Genomic DNA, 16,224 nt, shown 5'->3' with positions numbered 1-16,224 from the left:
AAGACGACGACCCGAGCGACGGCAGCTGTCGAGGACGCCCGGGCTGCCGTTCTGTCGGCCCGCCGTCCTCGTCGCCCCACGGATGGCCCGCCGACAGCGGGGCCACGTGCCGGGTGGGAGTGGCACGTGGCCCCGAGCGGCTGCTCGTCCGCCTCCGGGCGAGGTCAGACGTTACGGCGGTACTGGCCGCCCACCTCGAAGAAGGCGTCGGTGACCTGCTGCAGCGAGCAGACGCGGGCGGCTTCCATGAGGACGCTGAAGACGTTCCGGCCTTCCATGGCCGCGCTCTTGAGGGCCGCCAGGGCAGCGTTCGCGGGCTCCTGGTGCGAGGCCTGGTAGTCGCGGACGCGGTCCAGCTGGGACTGCTTCTCCTCCTGCGTGGCGCGCGCCAGCTCGATGGCGACGGGCTCGGCGTCCGCGGCGTGCGGGTTGCGGAAGGTGTTGACGCCGATCAGGGGCAGGGTGCCGTCGTGCTTGCGCTGCTCGTACAGCATCGACTCGTCCTGGATGCGGCCGCGCTGGTAGCCGGTCTCCATGGCGCCGAGAACGCCGCCGCGCTCGCTGATCCGTTCGAACTCGGTGAGCACCGCCTGCTCGACCAGGTCGGTGAGCTCGTCGATGACGAACGCCCCCTGGAGCGGGTTCTCGTTCATGGCGAGGCCCCACTCCCGGTTGATGATGAGCTGGATCGCCAGGGCCCGGCGGACCGACTCCTCCGTGGGCGTGGTGACGGCCTCGTCGTAGGCGTTGGTGTGCAGGCTGTTGCAGTTGTCGTAGATGGCGATGAGGGCCTGGAGCGTGGTGCGGATGTCGTTGAAGTCCATCTCCTGGGCGTGCAGGGAGCGGCCCGAGGTCTGGACGTGGTACTTCAGCTTCTGGGAGCGCTCGTTGGCACCGTACCTCTCCTTCATCGCGACGGCCCAGACGCGGCGGGCGACCCGGCCGAGGACGGAGTACTCGGGGTCCATGCCGTTGGAGAAGAAGAACGAGAGGTTCGGGGCGAAGTCGTCGATGTCCATGCCCCGGGCGAGGTACGCCTCGACGTAGGTGAAGCCGTTGGCCAGGGTGAAGGCGAGCTGGCTGATGGGGTTCGCGCCGGCCTCGGCGATGTGGTAGCCGGAGATGGACACCGAGTAGAAGTTGCGGACCCGGTTCTCGATGAACCACTCCTGGACGTCGGCCATCATCCGCAGGGAGAACTCGGTGGAGAACAGGCAGGTGTTCTGGCCCTGGTCCTCCTTGAGGATGTCGGCCTGCACGGTGCCGCGGACGTTCGCCAGCGCCTTCGCGCGCAGCTCGTCCGCCTCCTCGGGCGTGGGCTCCCGGCCCTCGTCCGCCCGGAAGCGCTCGGTCTGCTGGTCGATCGCGGTGTTCAGGAAGAACGCCAGGATGGTGGGGGCGGGGCCGTTGATGGTCATGGAGACGGACGTCGTCGGCGCGACCAGGTCGAAGCCGTCGAAGAGCGCCTTCATGTCGTCGAGCGTGGCCACCGAGACGCCGGAGGTGCCGACCTTGCCGTAGATGTCGGGGCGCTCGTCGGGGTCACGGCCGTAGAGGGTGACGGAGTCGAAGGCCGTGGACAGACGAGTGGCCGGCTGGCCTTCGGACAGCAGCCTGAAGCGGCGGTTGGTGCGGAACGGGTCGCCCTCACCCGCGAACATGCGCGCCGGGTCCTCGCCGTCCCGCTTGAAGGGGAAGACTCCCGCGGTGAAGGGGAAGTGGCCGGGCAGGTTCTCGTCGCGCCAGAACCGCACCAGCTCGCCGTGGTCGGTGTAGCGGGGCAGGGCGACGCGGGGGATCTTGTTGCCGGAGAGGGACTCGCGCATCAGCCGGGTACGGATCTCCCGGTCGCGTACCTTCACGACCAGCTCGTCCTTCGCGTACGCCGCGACGACGGCGGGCCATCCCTCGATCCGGGCGGTCACGTCGTGAGGCAGCTGCTCGCGGGCGCCTTCGAGGAGCTCCTGGACGCCGGAGCCGTCGTGGCCGGCGGCGACGAGTTCCTCCCGGACCGCGTCCAGGCGCTGGACGCGGCGGGCGGCCTCGGAGAGGGCGAGGGTCTCGGAGTGGTACCGGCGGACCGTCTCGGTGATCTCGGCGAGGTAGCGCACCCGGTCCGAGGGGACGACCCGGCGGATGCCCGAGGAGTGCCGGACGTCGACGGCCGGCAGCGTGCCCTCGGACAGCGACAGGCCCTCGGCGGCGAGCAAGGTCGTGAGGTGCTGGTAGAGCGCGGTGACGCCGTCGTCGTTGAAGGTGGCCGCCGAGGTGCCGTAGACGGGCATCTCCTCCGGCCGCTTGCCGAACGCCTCGCGGTTGCGGATGAGCTGGCGGGCGACGTCCCGCATGGCGTCGAGGGCACCGCGCCGTTCGAACTTGTTGATGGCCACGACGTCGGCGAAGTCGAGCATGTCGATCTTCTCGAGCTGGGAGGCGGCGCCGAACTCGGGCGTCATCACGTAGAGCGACGTGCCGACGAACGGCACGATCGCCGCGTCGCCCTGGCCGATGCCCGGGGTCTCCACGATGACGAGGTCGAAGCCGGCGGCCTTCACGACGTCGATCACGTCGGCCAGGTGCTCGGGCACCTCGTGGCTGCCGCGGGTGGCCAGGCTCCGGAAGAACACCTGGCCGCCGTCCAGCGAGTTCATCCGGATGCGGTCGCCGAGCAGGGCGCCGCCGCCCCGGCGGCGCGTCGGGTCCACGGCGATCACGGCGATCCGCAGCTTGTCCTGCTGGTCGACGCGGAGCCGGCGGACCAGCTCGTCGGTGAGCGAGGACTTGCCGGAGCCGCCGGTGCCGGTGATGCCGAGTACGGGGACCGTGCGCGCCGCGGAGGCGGCGCGCAGCTCGTCCAGGAACGCGGCCGGAAGCCGGCCCAGCTCGGCCCCGGTGACGGCGCGGGCGATGGCGAAACGGTCGCCGGCCAGGACGGCGGACGCCTCGACGGGCTTGGTGTCCCACAGGTCGAAGTCGCAGTCCTGGACGACAGAGTTGACCATCCCGGCGAGGCCCATCCGCTGCCCGTCCTCCGGGGAGAAGATGGTGACCCCGCTCGCCCGCAGCCGGGAGATCTCCTCGGGGACGATCACGCCCCCGCCGCCGCCGACGACCCGGACGTGGTCGGCCCCCTGGGCGCTCAGCGACTCCACGAGGTACTCGAAGTACTCCACGTGCCCGCCCTGGTAGGACGAGACCGCCACACCGTGCGCGTCCTCCTCCAGCACCGCGTCGACCACTTCCTTGACCGAGCGGTTGTGCCCGAGGTGGATCACCTCGACGCCCTGCGCCTGGAAGATCCTCCGCATGATGTTGATCGAGGCGTCATGGCCGTCGAACAGGGCGGAAGCGGTGACGAGGCGTACGGGGTTCGCGGGACGGTGCAGATCGCTCATGGGGCCCTCCGGAGCATGCGGTGGAGCTCATACCCCAGAGATACTAGGACGTCCTAGTAAATTGCAGGGGGTGACTTCATGTGACGGCGAGCACAGTACCCGCCGGGGCGCGGTCCTCGGGATCGCACCCTCGGGATCGGCGTCCGGCTGCGGTGAGTGGCGGGCGGGTGGCAAGCGGGCGCGCACGCGCCCGGGCGGGAGTCGGTCCGGGGGCGGGACGGGTCCGCCCTGGGTGCGGGGCGACGTGGAGGCCGCAGGGAACGGCGGCGCCGGTACGGACCGATCGGTGCGCCGATCGTCACCGGGTGCGCCCGCCTTCCGTCCGGCGCGGACCCCTGCAACCGGGTGCGCCCGCCTTCCGTTCGGCGCGGATTCCTGCAACCGGCTGCGCCGCCGCCGGCCGGACAGTCCGGTCGGCGGGTCCCCCAGGGGCGAACAGCCGAGACCGAGAACGGCTTCCCTCCGGCCGCCACGTCCCACGGCTCGTCGCGCGCTCCGGTGACCGTGTCCCGGTCGGAACCGTCGGCGACCCGGTCAAGCCGTCCGGCCCGTCCGGGCAAATCCGGTCAGGACGTCGAGCAGCCCCGTGTGGTCACATCCGCCAGTACGTGCCGGAACGGGAGTCGACGTGCACCACATGCCTGCCGACCCGGACCACGTGGTAGTCCGGACCGGCCCAGGAGCCGCTCTCCGTGTCGTCGACGGGGAGCGGTCTCCAGATCTCGAGGAAGGTGCTGCCGTCGGTGTTGGTCCCTCGTTCGACGAGGTCCGCGCCCTTCCAGGTGAGCATGCCGCTGTCTTCGCCGGGCTCTCCCGTGAGGTGGTGAAAGTGCACGTGGGAGCCGTCGAAGGAGGTGCGGCCGGCAAATCCCCGGCTGTCGGCGAAGTAGGGCCCGGTCTGGAGCCACACCACGACACGGTCCTCCGCCAGGGGGCCGCCGTTCCGGCTGATGCCGTGTCGCACCCACGCGCCCCGCTCGGGAACCGGTACGCCGGGACCGTTCGGTGTCGGGGTGACGTCGCGGGCGGCGCCCGTCGGCTCAGGCATCGGCGGCGATGTCGCTGTCGTCGACCGCCAGCAGGGTGAGCGGGATGTTCCCCTTCACCGCCTGCGCGTAGGGGCAGACCGCGTCGGCCCGGTGCAGGAGGGGCAGGAGTTCCGCCGCCGTCCAGCCCGGGAGGGCGACGGTGAGGGTGACCGCGAGGCCGTAGCCCGCGGGGGTGTCTGTGGTGCCCAGCTGCACTTCGCATGCGACACGCGCGGCCGAGGCGTCCGCTCCGAACTCGTCCGCCACCTCGGCCAGCGCGGAGGTGAAGCAGGCGGCGAAACCGGCGGCGAAGAGCTGCTCGGGGTTGGTGGTGCCCGGCACGTTCTTGCGCGGCGGGGCCAGTCGGACGTCCAGGCGGCCGTCGCCGGTGGCAACCGATCCGGTGCGGCCCCCACTGGCGTGCGCGGTCGTCCGGTACAGGGTGCGGGTGAGTGGCACGGTCACGTTTCGGCCCATCTGTGCGACGAGAGAACGCCTCCCGGGTCCGGGCGGCGTGACGGCGCCTCCGCTGGGGAGGTCCGTGGCGCGTCGTCGTGCGTGACCGGGTACGGCGCATCTCGTCCGGGGCCCGGGATCGGGCCGCCGGACAATCTAGCAACGGAAGGGGGCACCGGAACGGGGAGGTCCGGTGACCTTCCTCACCTGCGAGGATCGACGCCCGACCACGGCTGAGCACGTCGGTCGTCGCCGGGATCGGCCCCCTCGGCGGTCCGGGCGGCGGGCCACGCGGCGGAGCGGGAATCCGTTCTCCCCGGTCGAGGGATCTTGCGCAACGCGTCCAGTGGACGCATGATGTGCGTCCACTGGACGCGTCGGAGGAGGGGCCGCGACGACGCGACGGCCGAAGGAAGGGGTGTCCATGACGTCCGACAGCCGCACACCGTCTGTCCCCGAGCCCCCGGAGCCCGGCTCCCCGGCCTGGTGGCAGGCGCGCTACACCGAGCGCGCGCGGCGCCGGCCCCGCGCGGGCGGGCTGACCCTCGCGCGGATCACGGCGGGCGCGCTCGAACTGGCCGACCGCGACGGCCTGGACTCCCTCACCATGCGCAGTCTCGGGGACCACCTCCAGGTCCGTCACACCTCCCTGTACCGCCACGTGGCCAGCCGGGAGGAACTCCTGATCGAGACCGTGGACCACATGCTCGGCGAGATCCGGCTGCCGTCCCTCACCACGGACTGGCAGACCGGCCTGGAAGAAGGCGCGAGGGAGTTCCGCCGGGTCCTCGCCGCCCATCCGGCCCTCGTACCGGCACTCACCAGTGGCCAGCTCCTCGGACCCCATGCCCTGCGCGCCCGCGAGCACGCCCTCGGGCAGCTCCTCGACCAGGGATGGGACCCCCGCACGGCCGTACACGTCTATCTCACCGTCACCCACTTCGTGATCGGCTCGGCCGTACTCGACAGCGGTGGGGCGGCCCGGACGGGCCCGCAGCGCGCGGCCATGACCGAGCTGTTCGCGAACCTGTCCCCCCGGACCCACCCTGTCGTCCGCCGACACGCCGAACTGCTCAACACGCCCGACGGAGAAGGCGAGTTCACCTTCGGACTTCGCGCGCTGACAGCAGGTCTGGGCCGGCTCCACACCGAGGAGATCGACGCATGAGGACCACACCGCTCCTGCCGCCCTGGGATCAGTGGACCGCCGGCGGCGCCCGCGTCCCGGTCGGCGGTCACGAGATCTTCGTGCGCCGCGACGGTCCCGCGAACGGGACACCCGTCACCCTGCTCCACGGCTTTCCCACGTCCTCCCACGACTGGGCGCCGATCGTCCCCACCCTCGCGGCGGCCGGACTGCGCGTCACCACCCTGGACTTCCTGGGCTTCGGGGAGAGCGACAAGCCGCGTCGCCACACGTACTCGGTGCTCGAACAGGCAGACCTGGTCGAGGAGGTGTGGCGGCGGACCGACACCGGACGCACTGCCCTGGTGGCCCACGACTACGGCGTCAGCGTGGGGCAGGAACTGCTCGCACGGGATCCGGCGCGGGTCACCCACATGGTCTGGCTCAACGGCGGGCTCTACCCCGACCTTCACCGCCCGGTACCGACCCAGCGCCTGCTCCACGGGCCCCTCGGCCCGCTCATCGCCCCGCTGACCACGCGCCGCAGGTTCGGCGCGACCCTGCGCGGCGTACTGGGGCGAGAGCTCTGCGACGCGGACCTCCGGGAGTTGTGGGCGGCGGCGTCCCGAGCCGGCGGAAAACGGCGCGCGCCGCGACTGTTGCGCTACATCGACGAGCGCCACAAGCACAGGGAGCGGTGGACCACCGCCCTGGAGAAGTACCCCGGCCCGGCGCTCTTCCTCTGGGGACCGGCCGACCCCATCAGCGGCGCGCATGTACTGGCACGCGTGCGCACCAGGATGCCGGGGGCCTCGGTCGTCGAACTCACCGGACCGCCCGCGGTCGGGCACTACCCACAACTGGAGGACCCGGCAACCGTCGCGGAGACGCTGCGCTCCTTCCTGACGTCCTGAGAGCAGGAGGGCCGTCGCGATGGGCGACCCGCCGCGGCGGGAGGCCCCGCGCCTCTCACGGCATGGTCGCCCGCCGCGAACTCGCTCCGACAGCCCGGCGAGTGGCTTCTCCGGCGTCCCGGCGACGCGATGCACCGGCGACCGGACAGCCGGATCGCCTGCCACCCGACTCAGGCGTGTCGTCCGCGGTTTCTCCAGCCCGTCCGGCAGGACGGGGCCGCGCAGGCCCCGGAAAATTCGCGGGCCCCGCTCGGGCACTTCATGGGAAGGTTCGGCTCGGTCGACAGAGGGGTGGCAAGCATGGGGCTCGATTACAGCTACGAGATCATCACGCCCGCGCGGAACGTCTCCCGCGCCTTGGCCGAGCTCGCGAAGCTGGCGCCGGAAGGCCGTCGGGTCCCCCCACTGATGGTCACCCTGCCCGGCGGTGAGCAGGTCGTCGTCCCCTTCACGTCCCACTTCGACAGCGAACCGGTCGACTGCTCGTCAGGCAACAGGTTGGAGCTCGACACCTCGATCACGTTCGGCGTCGACGACGCGGTACGCGCGTACTGCGAGGACTCCCGTACGGAATGCGATGAGTTCGGGCGGGTCGCCCTCGGTTACATCTACCTCACGGTGACGTTCGCACCCGAGCGGCACCCGGATTTCGCGTCGCTGGTGTTCACCGCGGCCACCTCGCGGATGAGCAGGCTGTTCGAGCGATCCGCAAGTGTCAGGGCGACGTTCACCGGTCTCACCGTCGCGAGCGGCGGAGTGGCTTGCCTGCTCGACACCGAGACCGACACGGTGGAGGTGTGCTGGCTCAACGGCCGGCCGAGCCAGGAGACCGTTCCCAGCTCCTACTTGGCGGGCTATGACGACTTCGTGGCCAGATGGCGCGGCTGAGACCTCCTGCCAGGCGCTCACTCCGCACACCGCTCGCGCTCCGGCAAGGTGCCCCCGCCGATGACGGGAAAGGGTGACCGGCACAGCCACCACTCCGCAACACCGGTACCACGCCCGCCAGGCGCGGATGGAGCGCAGGCTCAGCGGACGCGCCGCGACCGCGGCTCGTCCTTCGCCGCCTCCATGTCGGTCAGACCTCCTTCTCGTCCTTGTCGCCCGCGCCGGCCCCGGCCGCCCTGGCATCGTCCGCTCCACCGCCGGCGGAGGCCCGCGTGGCGGCCTGCCCCGGGTCCAGCGCCTCGCGGACGGCGGCCAGGATGTCCTTGGTGTCGGCGCCCAGCGCTCGCGCGGCGGAGGTGAAGTCCCGGGCCAGAGTGGCGAGACGGGCGGAGTCGTGCGTGGGGGGCACGGACGGGAGGGCCGCGACCCTGGTGCCCGCGCCGCGGCGCGTCCGGATCAGCGCGTCGGCTTCCAGCTCGCGGTAGGCGCGGGCCACCGTGCCCGGCGCCAGTCCGAGATCGGCGGCGAGCTGCCGCACGGTCGGCAGGCGCTCGCCCTCGGCCAGCCGGTCTGTGCGGATGAGCGCGGCCAGCTGCGCGCGGATCTGCTCGTACGGCGGTACCAGGCTGGTCGTGTCGACGCGAACGGCGGGGTCACTCATCGTCGTCGGTCCCCTCGTCGCCCGCCTCGTCCTCGACCGCCCTGGGCGCCACCACGGTCACCAGGGACCATCCGATGGTGAACAGGCTCAGCAGACCCAGCGGGCAGATCACCACGATGGTCGCGGCGCCCAGCGGCCCGGCGCACGCCTGTTCCGTCAGCGCGACGAGGATCATCAGGACGACCAGCAGCAGTTGGCTCGACACCAGCCGCTCTCCGCACCACCGCCCCGGCGGGGCCGCCGGGCCGCTCCCGTCAACCGACAGGGGCCACGCCCGCCAGGCCGGAGCGGACGAGGGCGCGCGTCACGGCGGAGAGGTCCGGCACGTCGCCGTCCGGGTCCCGCAGCCGCGCCAGCAACGCGTCCACATCCCGCAGCCGGCCGGCCTCGGCCTGGGCCAGGACCGCATCCGCCGCGGGTTCGCCGTCCACCGGAACGAGGCGCTCGGCCAGCAGCCCCACCGCCTGCGCTCGGTCGACCAACGCGCTCATCCCGCAGTCCAGGCCGTCGTCGTCGAGGTCCTCCGGGTAGGGCGCGCGGGCCCAGGTTCCGTTCTCGTACCAGTAGACGCAGCCCAGCTCGTACCCGGCGAGCCGATCCCGCAGCTCCTCCCACGGCAGCCAGGCCGGGGCGCCCGCGAGCATGTCGACCGGCGGCTGGTGCCACTTCGCCGCGCTGGACTCGTCCTCGCCGTACAGTACGTAACGGCCCTCGGCCATCCGGGACATCACCCACCAGGTACAGCCCGCGTCGTCCCAGTGGAGGCCGTCGTCGTCGATCCAGCGGCCGGTGCGGTGCCCGCTCGGCCGGCGTTCGGCCGCGGTGGTCGCCCCCAGCGAGGCGAGCAGGGCCCAGCGGGCCCACAGAACGTCAGCGGGCGGCAGATCATCCGGTGATCCCGGACGGTTGATCGTCATGGCGACCACCGTACGGGCACGGCCGGCACCGGCGGACGCCCGGCCTGCCCCGGACCGGTGCCCGGGGACGCAGCGTGGGTCGCCGCCCCCGGACACGCGGCAGGTCAGCGACCGGGGACGGACATGCGGACGGACGGCCGGGGCGGTGCGCCCCTCCCCCGCGGACTCACTCGGCCGCGCGACAACAGCGCGTGGCTCGGGGATCATCGGGCGATGACCACAGCACCGCATCGACTGTCCCTCCGGGTCTTCGTGCCACCGCTCGGCACCACGCACGCCGGCGTGGAATGCCGACCGATCGTCGACGGACGAGACATCCTGGCCGACGTGTTCCACGAGGGCCCGGCGGCGGACCCCGGCCGTCTGCTGGGCCCGAACGCGCCGCTGCACGCGACCGACGTCCCTCGGGAGGTCCGGCTCGCCGAAGCCGCGTGCACGGAAGCCTGCTGCGGCGCCGTCCACGTCACGGTGAGACGCGAAGGGCCGTACGTGATCTGGAGCGGCTGGCGCAACCCGGATGACGCCGAGGGGGTCGATCTCCCGGAGTTCCGGTTCGACGCCGCCGCGTACGGGGCGGAGATCCAGCGGGCCACGGCGGACCACAGCTGGGAATGGCCCGCCCGGACGGTCGCCAGACTGCTGGAGGAACGGCTCCGGGAACACCCCGGCCGACTGGCGACGTGGGACTGCGAGCTGCACGCCGTCTCCGCCCCGCCCTGGGAACCCGAGCAGATCACCGTCTTCCTGTTCCATCCCAGCCGGCCCACGACCGGGCAGGACCACCCGTGGCTTCAGTTCAGAATGACCATGCCGATCTCCGGAGACGATCCGGCCGTCCAGGTCGAACCCCTTGCGGCGCGGATCACGGCCGGAGATCCCCGTCAGGTCGCCGAGATCTGCGGAGGTTCGCGGGAGTTCGCCGACCGGCTCGGTCACCCTTGGCTCGGGCCCCGGGGACGCGCGTGAGGACGGGCGCGGCCCGGAGCACGACATCCCGGGAAGTCGATCAGCGGCTCTCCGGCCCGGCTTCGGGGCCGGCCCGCTCGGCGACGAGTTTCGGATCCCGTGGCCGGACCCTCGGAGCGGACGACCACTCCGTGACCCTGGCGGCCACGTACGTCGGCGGCATCGCTGGTTCGGGCGTGCCCGGTTCGCGCCCTGCACACCCCTCACGGGCGCTCGACGCGCGGCCGTGCATTCCGACGGCGCCAGGCGTGCCGGGCAGCCACTCGGTGAGCAGGTCGACGATGTCGCGCCAGGCCCGCCGCGCACGGAAGCCGACGCCGGGGAGGCCGGCCTGAAGGCGGACCACGGTCACCAGTTCGACATGATCAGCCGCCGTGAGGCAGTCTCCCTTCGAAAGCCGGCGGGCTGTGCTCAGCGCAGGGGTGAGGCAACCGCCGCGGACCGGGAGAGACATGCCGCCGAAGAAGATCCAGGACGAACAGGAAGTTGTTCGCTGGTTCATGGAAGGTCGCACGTACGAGTGGATGCAGCAGACCTACAGGGACAAGTACGGGATCGACACATCGATCCCCATGTGGTCCGCCTTCCGTCGGCGCAGGGGCATCGACCGGCGCAATCTTCGTGACGACAACCTGCTTCCCTGGAAGATCAACAGGGAGCACCGGTACCTGTACCCGGCGATGATGCTCCGTACCGAGGCACGACTTCGGGCAGGCAAGGAGCTGACCGCTCGGGACGGCCAACGGCTGGCCAGGTGGAATGCCATGCTCACGGACGGCCGCCTCGTCGTGCACTACGACGCGTCCACGGAGCGTGGCTGGTTCTACGTCCCCCGCGAGGAGAGTGACACGGACATCATTCGCCGGCCGGCCCTGGCAGATGGAAACAGGGCTGCGGACTGAGCGCCGTCCCGCGTGGGTGTCGGGATACGAGGCGTTCCCGCGGCCTCCCTCGCAGGAGGCCGCGGAGGCGGCCGTACCCGCGTTCGCCGGCTCGGCGATGCGGCCGCGGAAGGCGCTGCGCGGAACCCGCTCACGGAAACCAGAGGGAGACCTTCCCCAGGCCACCAGCCCCTCGCGCTCGTGGAACGCAGGCGTGCACGCCTGGTCGGATCCGGTCGGACACCTCGCCGACGCTCGGCGGCCCCCGTAGGTCTCGACGGTCGTCATGCCGCTCCGTCCAGGACTTGATCTAGACCTCGCTCTAGATCGTAGCGTCGGCCCCATGACCACAACCGCTCAGCAACCGCTCGGTTCGCCCTTCTCCGCCACCAGCAGCGCGCACGACGTCATGGACGGCGTCGACCTCTCCGGCAAGTCCGCCCTGGTGACCGGGGGCTATTCCGGACTCGGCCTCGAGACCACCCGGAGCCTGGCGGCCGCCGGTGCCCGTGTCATCGTTCCGGCACGCCGCCCCGACACCGCCCGCACCGTCCTCCAGGACGTGCCGGGCTGCGAGGTCGTCGCCCTGGACCTCGCCGATCTCGGCAGCGTGCGTGCCGCCGCCGCACAGATCGGCGACCGGCTCGATCGGATCGACATCCTGATGGCCGTCGCGGGCGTGATGGCCACCCCCGAGCGACGCGTCGGGCCCGGCTGGGAGGGCCAGTTCGCCGCCAACCACTTCGGGCACTTCGCACTCGTCAGCGAGCTCTACCCGCTCCTGGCCGCCGCGGCCGGCGCGCGCGTCGTCGTGAACGGCTCCGCCGGACACACCCTGACCGACATCCGCTGGCACGACCCGCACTTCCGCACCGGCTACGACAAGTGGCTGGCATACGGCCAGGCCAAGACCGCCAACGCCCTGTTCGCCGTACACCTCGACGCCCTCGCACGCGACGACGGCGTCCAGGCGTTCGCCCTCCACCCCGGCAAGATCATCACGGGGCTGCAGCGGGAGATGAGCCTCCGGGAGCAGATCGACCGGGGGTGGGTGGACGAGCACGGCAACGTCGTCGGCGCCGGGTTCAAGACCCCCTCCCAGGGCGCCGCCACGGGCCTGTGGGCAGCCACGTCACCCCTCCTCGACGGACTCGGCGGGCTCTACCTGGAGGACTGCGACGTCGCGGCCGTATCCCTCCCCGAGCAGCCCATGGACGACGGCGGTGTCCGCGACTACGCCATCGCTCCCGACGCTGCCGCACGGCTCTGGGACCTGTCCGTCGCGGCGACCGGCGCCGCCCCGATCACCCGATGAACCCGGGCTGAGCGCACCCGTAGCTCCGCGCACACCTCCCTGGCACATGGGCCGCCGGGTGCACCACCGCGCCACACCGCGCGAGGTGAGCAGCCGGCCGTGGGTTCTCGTACGCCCACGAGCGCGCAAGCCGACCTCAGGCGGGCGCCCCGAGGAGCGACATGACGCCGATGCGCTGCGGGTTCCGGCGGTACTGGTCGCGCCGGGCGGCGTGGACGCTGCGTCGGGCGAGGCACAGGGACCCGGCCGGGACATGGCAGGTCGGGCAGGACTCCGAGTAGGCGCCGTGACCGAAGCGGGCCGCAGTCTCGTGCGCGGCGTCGTGGGCGGCGTCCGCCGCGCGAGACGGCAGCACGCGGGCGAGGCGCGACATCGGACGCGGCCGCCCTTCGTGTCCGGGCAGGGAGCGGACGGTCGAGGTGAGGCTCATGGAGGGCTTCTCCTTACTGCGGGGCGAGGGCCGGCCGCCCCCGTCTACCCCGTGGTGACCGACTCACCCCTGGCGGCGATCGCGGTCGCCCGGAGACATCTCGCCCCGGTCCACCCGGTGGCAGGCGCGCACGGCTGCGCACGCGAAGGGACGGACCTCCTGACGGGTGGCCGGGGCAGGCACCCGACTGAGATCATGCGCCGGTGAACTCAGGGCTCCCCGCCGGCTGGACGATCGAGCGCGTGCGCGCACTTTCCGGAGACCCCGGCGCAGCACCGCTGTCGTGCGATCGGCTCGTCGTCGTCGAGTCGGCCGGTCCGGGCGGCTACGAGCCTCTGCGGCCCGATGTGATGCTCGCGTTCCACGACCTGTGCCTCGCGAGGGACGACGGCGAGTGGTTCGTGGGGCAGCTCGACGAGGACGGCTCGGTGGTCTGCTGGGCCTCCTACGGGTCCGACCTGGCCGAGGCCATCCGCGGTCTCCGAACGGCGGCCCGCGTTCTTCGGCGGCTTCGCCAGAGATTCTCAGGGGACACCATCTCCGACAGGGAGGGGGCGACGACACCCACGACGAGGCGGCCGTCAGATGGCTGACCTCGGCCGCCCGTAGCCGTGCGCCTCGGGTGCCTCGTCGCGCCGCGAGCGGCCACGGTGTGCTCCGGACAGTCACGCTTCACGCTCAGGGGCCGATCGCGGGCCGCCCCCACCGCCCCCACCGGCAGCCCGGCCGTCGACCGCCGTGTCGCCATTCGGGTGCGGTGTGAGCGACGGCGCGAGAACGCCGGGAATCGGAGGACCGCTCCCCGGCGTTCTCGCAGCATGGGTGAGACATCCCGGTACAGCGACGACGAGCCCGGTCCGGCCGGCTCGTCGACCGCTCGCGCGCGCCTGGCTGCCGACCGCGCGGACACCCTCGCGCGCGCCGCGGCGCTGAGCCGCGACTTCGACGAGATCGTCGCGGCCAACAGCCTCGTCGCGGTCGACGACGAGCACGACCCCGACGGCGGCAGCACCGCCTTCGAGCGGGCCCACGTGGCCTCCCTCATGGCGCAGACGCGCGACCACCTGCGCGAACTGGACCAGGCGTTGGACCGGCTCGAACAGGAACGGTACGGGCGGTGCGAGGATTGCGGCACGGCGATCCCGCCGGAACGGCTGGAGGTCCGGCCGGCCGCCACCACCTGCCTCCGCTGCGCGCAGTCCGACCGGCGGCGGCCCCGGCGCACCGCCTGACGCCGACCCGTGTCGAGAACCGCCTCCGCCAGGTGGGCCGCACATGTCCGGCCCCTGTTCGGCGCGTCCGGCTCGTGTCCGGCGGCCGGGCTGACGTCGGACGGCGTCCGCCGAGCGACGGAGGCCGCGTCGTCTTCAGCGGAGGCGGTGCATCTGGGCGAGCAGGCGTGCCTGTTCGCGCTTCAGCGACTCGCGCGGGCGCCGTCGCTCCTCACCGACGCCCGGGGCGCGGCCGAGTCGCCCCGTACCCGGCTGGCCTTGCCCGCATCCGGACGGCCCGCGCGGACCTGCACGCGACGCGGCCCGCGCGTTGCACGGGGTGCGGCCCCGGCCGGATGCCGACCCTCGCACGCCGCGTACGTTTCCAACGGGCCGAGCAGGTCACGCGGCCGCAGCCCCTCGACGGGACCCGGACAGCAGCGGGTCAGACGGCCACGACGGCGCTGGTGATGTGGCAGTTGTAGTTGTCGCCGTTCACCCACGAGTACGAAGGAGGATTCGTGGTCGTGGACTTCCGGGTGATCCACGGCCCGTAGATGGTGGTCACGTAGGGATAGTTCGGCGAGGAGCACGTCGCCTTCACCCGGTAGCTGCCGAATCCGCTGTTGCAGTAGGCGCCCGCCGTGTTGTTCCCCAACGTGGTGCCGCAGTTGTAGACCGCCGCCTGGGCCGGGCTCGCTCCGACGATCAGCGATGCCGACAGCCCCACCGAGGCCACCACGGCCTGCACCGTCGTCTTGGTCCTACGTCGCATCCCGAGCTCCCTCACAGCAGGCCACTTCATGATCAACATCACCATAGGGAGCGCACTCCGCCCGGTCAACGGCATTCCGCAGAGCCGTAGTTCGCACCCGGGCAGCGATCGCCGGGATAACGGGAGTGGTCGCGCTGGCCCTCATCGTCGTAGCCGTCGTCTGCGTCGTAGCGGTACTCGCGGGCCTCTACATCGAGATGGACCACTGAGGGTCGTCTCGCAACCGCTGCTCACGGTGATGGGAACCGCACGAGCGCTCGGTCCGGGCCGGGCGTCACGCCACCCGCTGGAAACCATGGGAAGTGGATGCGGGGCTCGTCGCTTCGCCGGCGGAGCCCTCAGCGGCGCCGAGCGGTGAACGTGTGCGTGATGCCGGTCTGCCATCCCGGCAGCGGCAGGGTGCGCACCTGGGTGAAGCCGGCGCGGCCAAGCCGCTGCGCGAATTGCGTCGCGGTGTCGAAGTCGAGGACGCTGCGGCGCAGGTGTTCGTACAGGGAGGCGTCGCCGTTGAGTCTGCCCCACGGGACGACGAGTCCGCTCATGACGGCAGACCAGATGGCGCGATGGACGGGTCGCCCGCCGAGCGCGTATTCGTGTACGACGAGTCGCCCGCCCGGGCGCAGTACGTCGTGTACGAGGCGGAGGACGGCGTCGGGGTCGGCCAGGTTCCGGAAGAGGTAGGCGGCGAAGACTGCGTCGTAGGGTCCGGTGAAGCCCGCCGTGGTCATGGATTCGACTGGCACGTGGGCGAAGGAGACGGAGCCGGGCCACTGCTTGGCTTGTGCCCGTCGCAGCATGCCGGCCGAGGCGTCCACTCCCGTGATGGTGGCGTGCGGGGCGGCGTGCAGGAGGGCCTGCGTGGACGCGCCCGTTCCGCAGCCCAGGTCGAGCACGGTGAGGCCGGATCCCTCGTGGGGGAGCCCGAGGCGGCGCGCCGAGCGGCGGAGATGACTGTGGTATCCGGGGCTCGCCGAGGTCATGCGGTCATAGGAGCGCGAGGCGTGGTCGAAGGCGGCGGAAAGGTCGTGGTCGCGGAGCAGGGCCATGGTCGTCCTCCAAGCTGATCGTCACAGCTTCGGGGGGTTCTGCACGGGGAGGTGGATGCCACGCCGGAGTCCGTCGGCAGGGTCGTCCTGAGGGCGCGTGCGGGATTTCGACGCCTCGGTGTTGTTGAGGCCGCGCTCGTACGTCGTGAGCGTCGGTGAATGACCTGGTCGGCCTAAGTTCGGATGCATCCGAGGGCTGGAGCGGTACGGAATCG

At 71.9% G+C, this 16,224-nt stretch carries 17 protein-coding genes, 1 pseudogene and 1 riboswitch; of the genes and pseudogenes, 8 read left to right on the top strand and 10 right to left on the bottom strand.

Annotated elements, in window-relative coordinates:
* Nucleotides 1-164: 164 nt before the first annotated feature.
* From icmF to ACE1OA_RS34670, 3 genes are all read right to left on the bottom strand, one after another.
* The gene (icmF, locus tag ACE1OA_RS34680; protein WP_432753995.1) at nt 165-3,395 is read right to left on the bottom strand and encodes a fused isobutyryl-CoA mutase/GTPase IcmF; all 3,231 of its coding nucleotides are present in this window, start codon (nt 3,393-3,395) and stop codon (nt 165-167) included.
* A 592-nt stretch (nt 3,396-3,987) separates the two neighbouring features.
* On the bottom strand, nt 3,988-4,443 hold the full coding sequence (locus ACE1OA_RS34675; RefSeq protein ID WP_386543409.1) for a hypothetical protein: 456 nt from the start codon (nt 4,441-4,443) through the stop codon (nt 3,988-3,990).
* Nucleotides 4,436-4,888, bottom strand: coding sequence for an Ohr family peroxiredoxin (locus tag ACE1OA_RS34670; RefSeq protein WP_386543411.1), 453 nt, complete (start codon nt 4,886-4,888; stop codon nt 4,436-4,438). Before ACE1OA_RS34670 ends, ACE1OA_RS34675 begins: the two co-directional genes overlap by 8 nt.
* Before the next feature lie 78 nt (nt 4,889-4,966).
* Nucleotides 4,967-5,028: riboswitch (guanidine-III (ykkC-III) riboswitch) on the bottom strand.
* Nucleotides 5,029-5,303: 275 nt separating this feature from the next.
* On the opposite strand from ACE1OA_RS34670, the gene ACE1OA_RS34665 reads away from it, so the two are divergent.
* From ACE1OA_RS34665 to ACE1OA_RS34655, 3 genes are all read left to right on the top strand, one after another.
* Complete coding sequence (locus ACE1OA_RS34665; RefSeq protein WP_432753994.1) at nt 5,304-6,047, top strand: TetR/AcrR family transcriptional regulator C-terminal domain-containing protein; 744 nt, start codon at nt 5,304-5,306, stop codon at nt 6,045-6,047.
* Entirely contained in the window at nt 6,044-6,919 is an 876-nt protein-coding gene (locus ACE1OA_RS34660) for an alpha/beta fold hydrolase (protein WP_432753993.1), read from the top strand. The genes ACE1OA_RS34665 and ACE1OA_RS34660 overlap by 4 nt, the downstream gene beginning before the upstream one ends.
* A gap of 300 nt (nt 6,920-7,219) precedes the next feature.
* Entirely contained in the window at nt 7,220-7,807 is a 588-nt protein-coding gene (locus ACE1OA_RS34655) for a hypothetical protein (protein ID WP_432753992.1), read from the top strand.
* A gap of 286 nt (nt 7,808-8,093) precedes the next feature.
* Here ACE1OA_RS34655 and ACE1OA_RS34650 read toward each other — a convergent pair.
* The 3 genes and pseudogenes from ACE1OA_RS34650 to ACE1OA_RS34640 all read right to left on the bottom strand — a co-directional run.
* Nucleotides 8,094-8,468, bottom strand: a pseudogene (locus tag ACE1OA_RS34650) (GntR family transcriptional regulator); the annotation flags it as partial.
* Nucleotides 8,461-8,673: a hypothetical protein gene (locus ACE1OA_RS34645; RefSeq protein WP_432753991.1), complete on the bottom strand. Its 213-nt coding sequence runs from the start codon at nt 8,671-8,673 to the stop codon at nt 8,461-8,463. The gene ACE1OA_RS34645 and the pseudogene ACE1OA_RS34650, both read right to left, overlap by 8 nt.
* A 49-nt stretch (nt 8,674-8,722) precedes the next feature.
* Entirely contained in the window at nt 8,723-9,385 is a 663-nt protein-coding gene (locus tag ACE1OA_RS34640; RefSeq protein WP_356777793.1) for a hypothetical protein, read from the bottom strand.
* A gap of 213 nt (nt 9,386-9,598) precedes the next feature.
* On the opposite strand from ACE1OA_RS34640, the gene ACE1OA_RS34635 reads away from it, so the two are divergent.
* A complete protein-coding gene (locus ACE1OA_RS34635) occupies nt 9,599-10,351 on the top strand; it encodes a hypothetical protein (RefSeq protein WP_432753990.1) in 753 nt (250 codons plus the stop codon).
* A gap of 40 nt (nt 10,352-10,391) precedes the next feature.
* Here ACE1OA_RS34635 and ACE1OA_RS34630 read toward each other — a convergent pair whose 3' ends face one another.
* Nucleotides 10,392-10,703 carry a hypothetical protein gene (locus ACE1OA_RS34630; RefSeq protein ID WP_384873248.1) on the bottom strand — a complete coding sequence of 104 codons (312 nt, stop codon included), beginning with the start codon at nt 10,701-10,703 and terminating at the stop codon, nt 10,392-10,394.
* 100 nt (nt 10,704-10,803) lie between these two features.
* Here ACE1OA_RS34630 and ACE1OA_RS34625 point away from each other — a divergent pair, with 100 nt between their 5' ends.
* Both ACE1OA_RS34625 and ACE1OA_RS34620 read left to right on the top strand, forming a co-directional pair.
* Nucleotides 10,804-11,253 carry a hypothetical protein gene (locus ACE1OA_RS34625; protein ID WP_386543424.1) on the top strand — a complete coding sequence of 150 codons (450 nt, stop codon included), beginning with the start codon at nt 10,804-10,806 and terminating at the stop codon, nt 11,251-11,253.
* Nucleotides 11,254-11,575: 322 nt separating this feature from the next.
* A complete protein-coding gene (locus ACE1OA_RS34620; RefSeq protein WP_432753989.1) occupies nt 11,576-12,547 on the top strand; it encodes an oxidoreductase in 972 nt (323 codons plus the stop codon).
* Nucleotides 12,548-12,683: 136 nt separating this feature from the next.
* Here ACE1OA_RS34620 and ACE1OA_RS34615 read toward each other — a convergent pair whose 3' ends face one another.
* Entirely contained in the window at nt 12,684-12,977 is a 294-nt protein-coding gene (locus ACE1OA_RS34615; protein WP_356606073.1) for a hypothetical protein, read from the bottom strand.
* A gap of 203 nt (nt 12,978-13,180) precedes the next feature.
* Here ACE1OA_RS34615 and ACE1OA_RS34610 point away from each other — a divergent pair, with 203 nt between their 5' ends.
* Nucleotides 13,181-13,570, top strand: coding sequence for a hypothetical protein (locus ACE1OA_RS34610; RefSeq protein WP_432753988.1), 390 nt, complete (start codon nt 13,181-13,183; stop codon nt 13,568-13,570).
* A gap of 225 nt (nt 13,571-13,795) precedes the next feature.
* On the top strand, nt 13,796-14,209 hold the full coding sequence (locus ACE1OA_RS34605) for a TraR/DksA family transcriptional regulator (RefSeq protein ID WP_432753987.1): 414 nt from the start codon (nt 13,796-13,798) through the stop codon (nt 14,207-14,209).
* 424 nt (nt 14,210-14,633) lie between these two features.
* Here the strand turns inward: ACE1OA_RS34605 and ACE1OA_RS34600 are convergent, their stop codons facing one another.
* Nucleotides 14,634-14,963 carry a hypothetical protein gene (locus ACE1OA_RS34600; protein WP_432753986.1) on the bottom strand — a complete coding sequence of 110 codons (330 nt, stop codon included), beginning with the start codon at nt 14,961-14,963 and terminating at the stop codon, nt 14,634-14,636.
* Between the two features lie 338 nt (nt 14,964-15,301).
* Nucleotides 15,302-16,009, bottom strand: a complete 708-nt coding sequence (locus ACE1OA_RS34595; RefSeq protein ID WP_356606065.1) for a class I SAM-dependent methyltransferase — start codon at nt 16,007-16,009, stop codon at nt 15,302-15,304.
* Nucleotides 16,010-16,224 lie beyond the last annotated feature (215 nt).

This window comes from Streptomyces sp. JL2001 (genome assembly GCF_050917515.1).
Lineage (GTDB): Bacteria > Actinomycetota > Actinomycetes > Streptomycetales > Streptomycetaceae > Streptomyces.
Note: the sequence above shows the minus strand (reverse complement) of the source record. Positions and strands in the feature narration are given on the sequence as shown.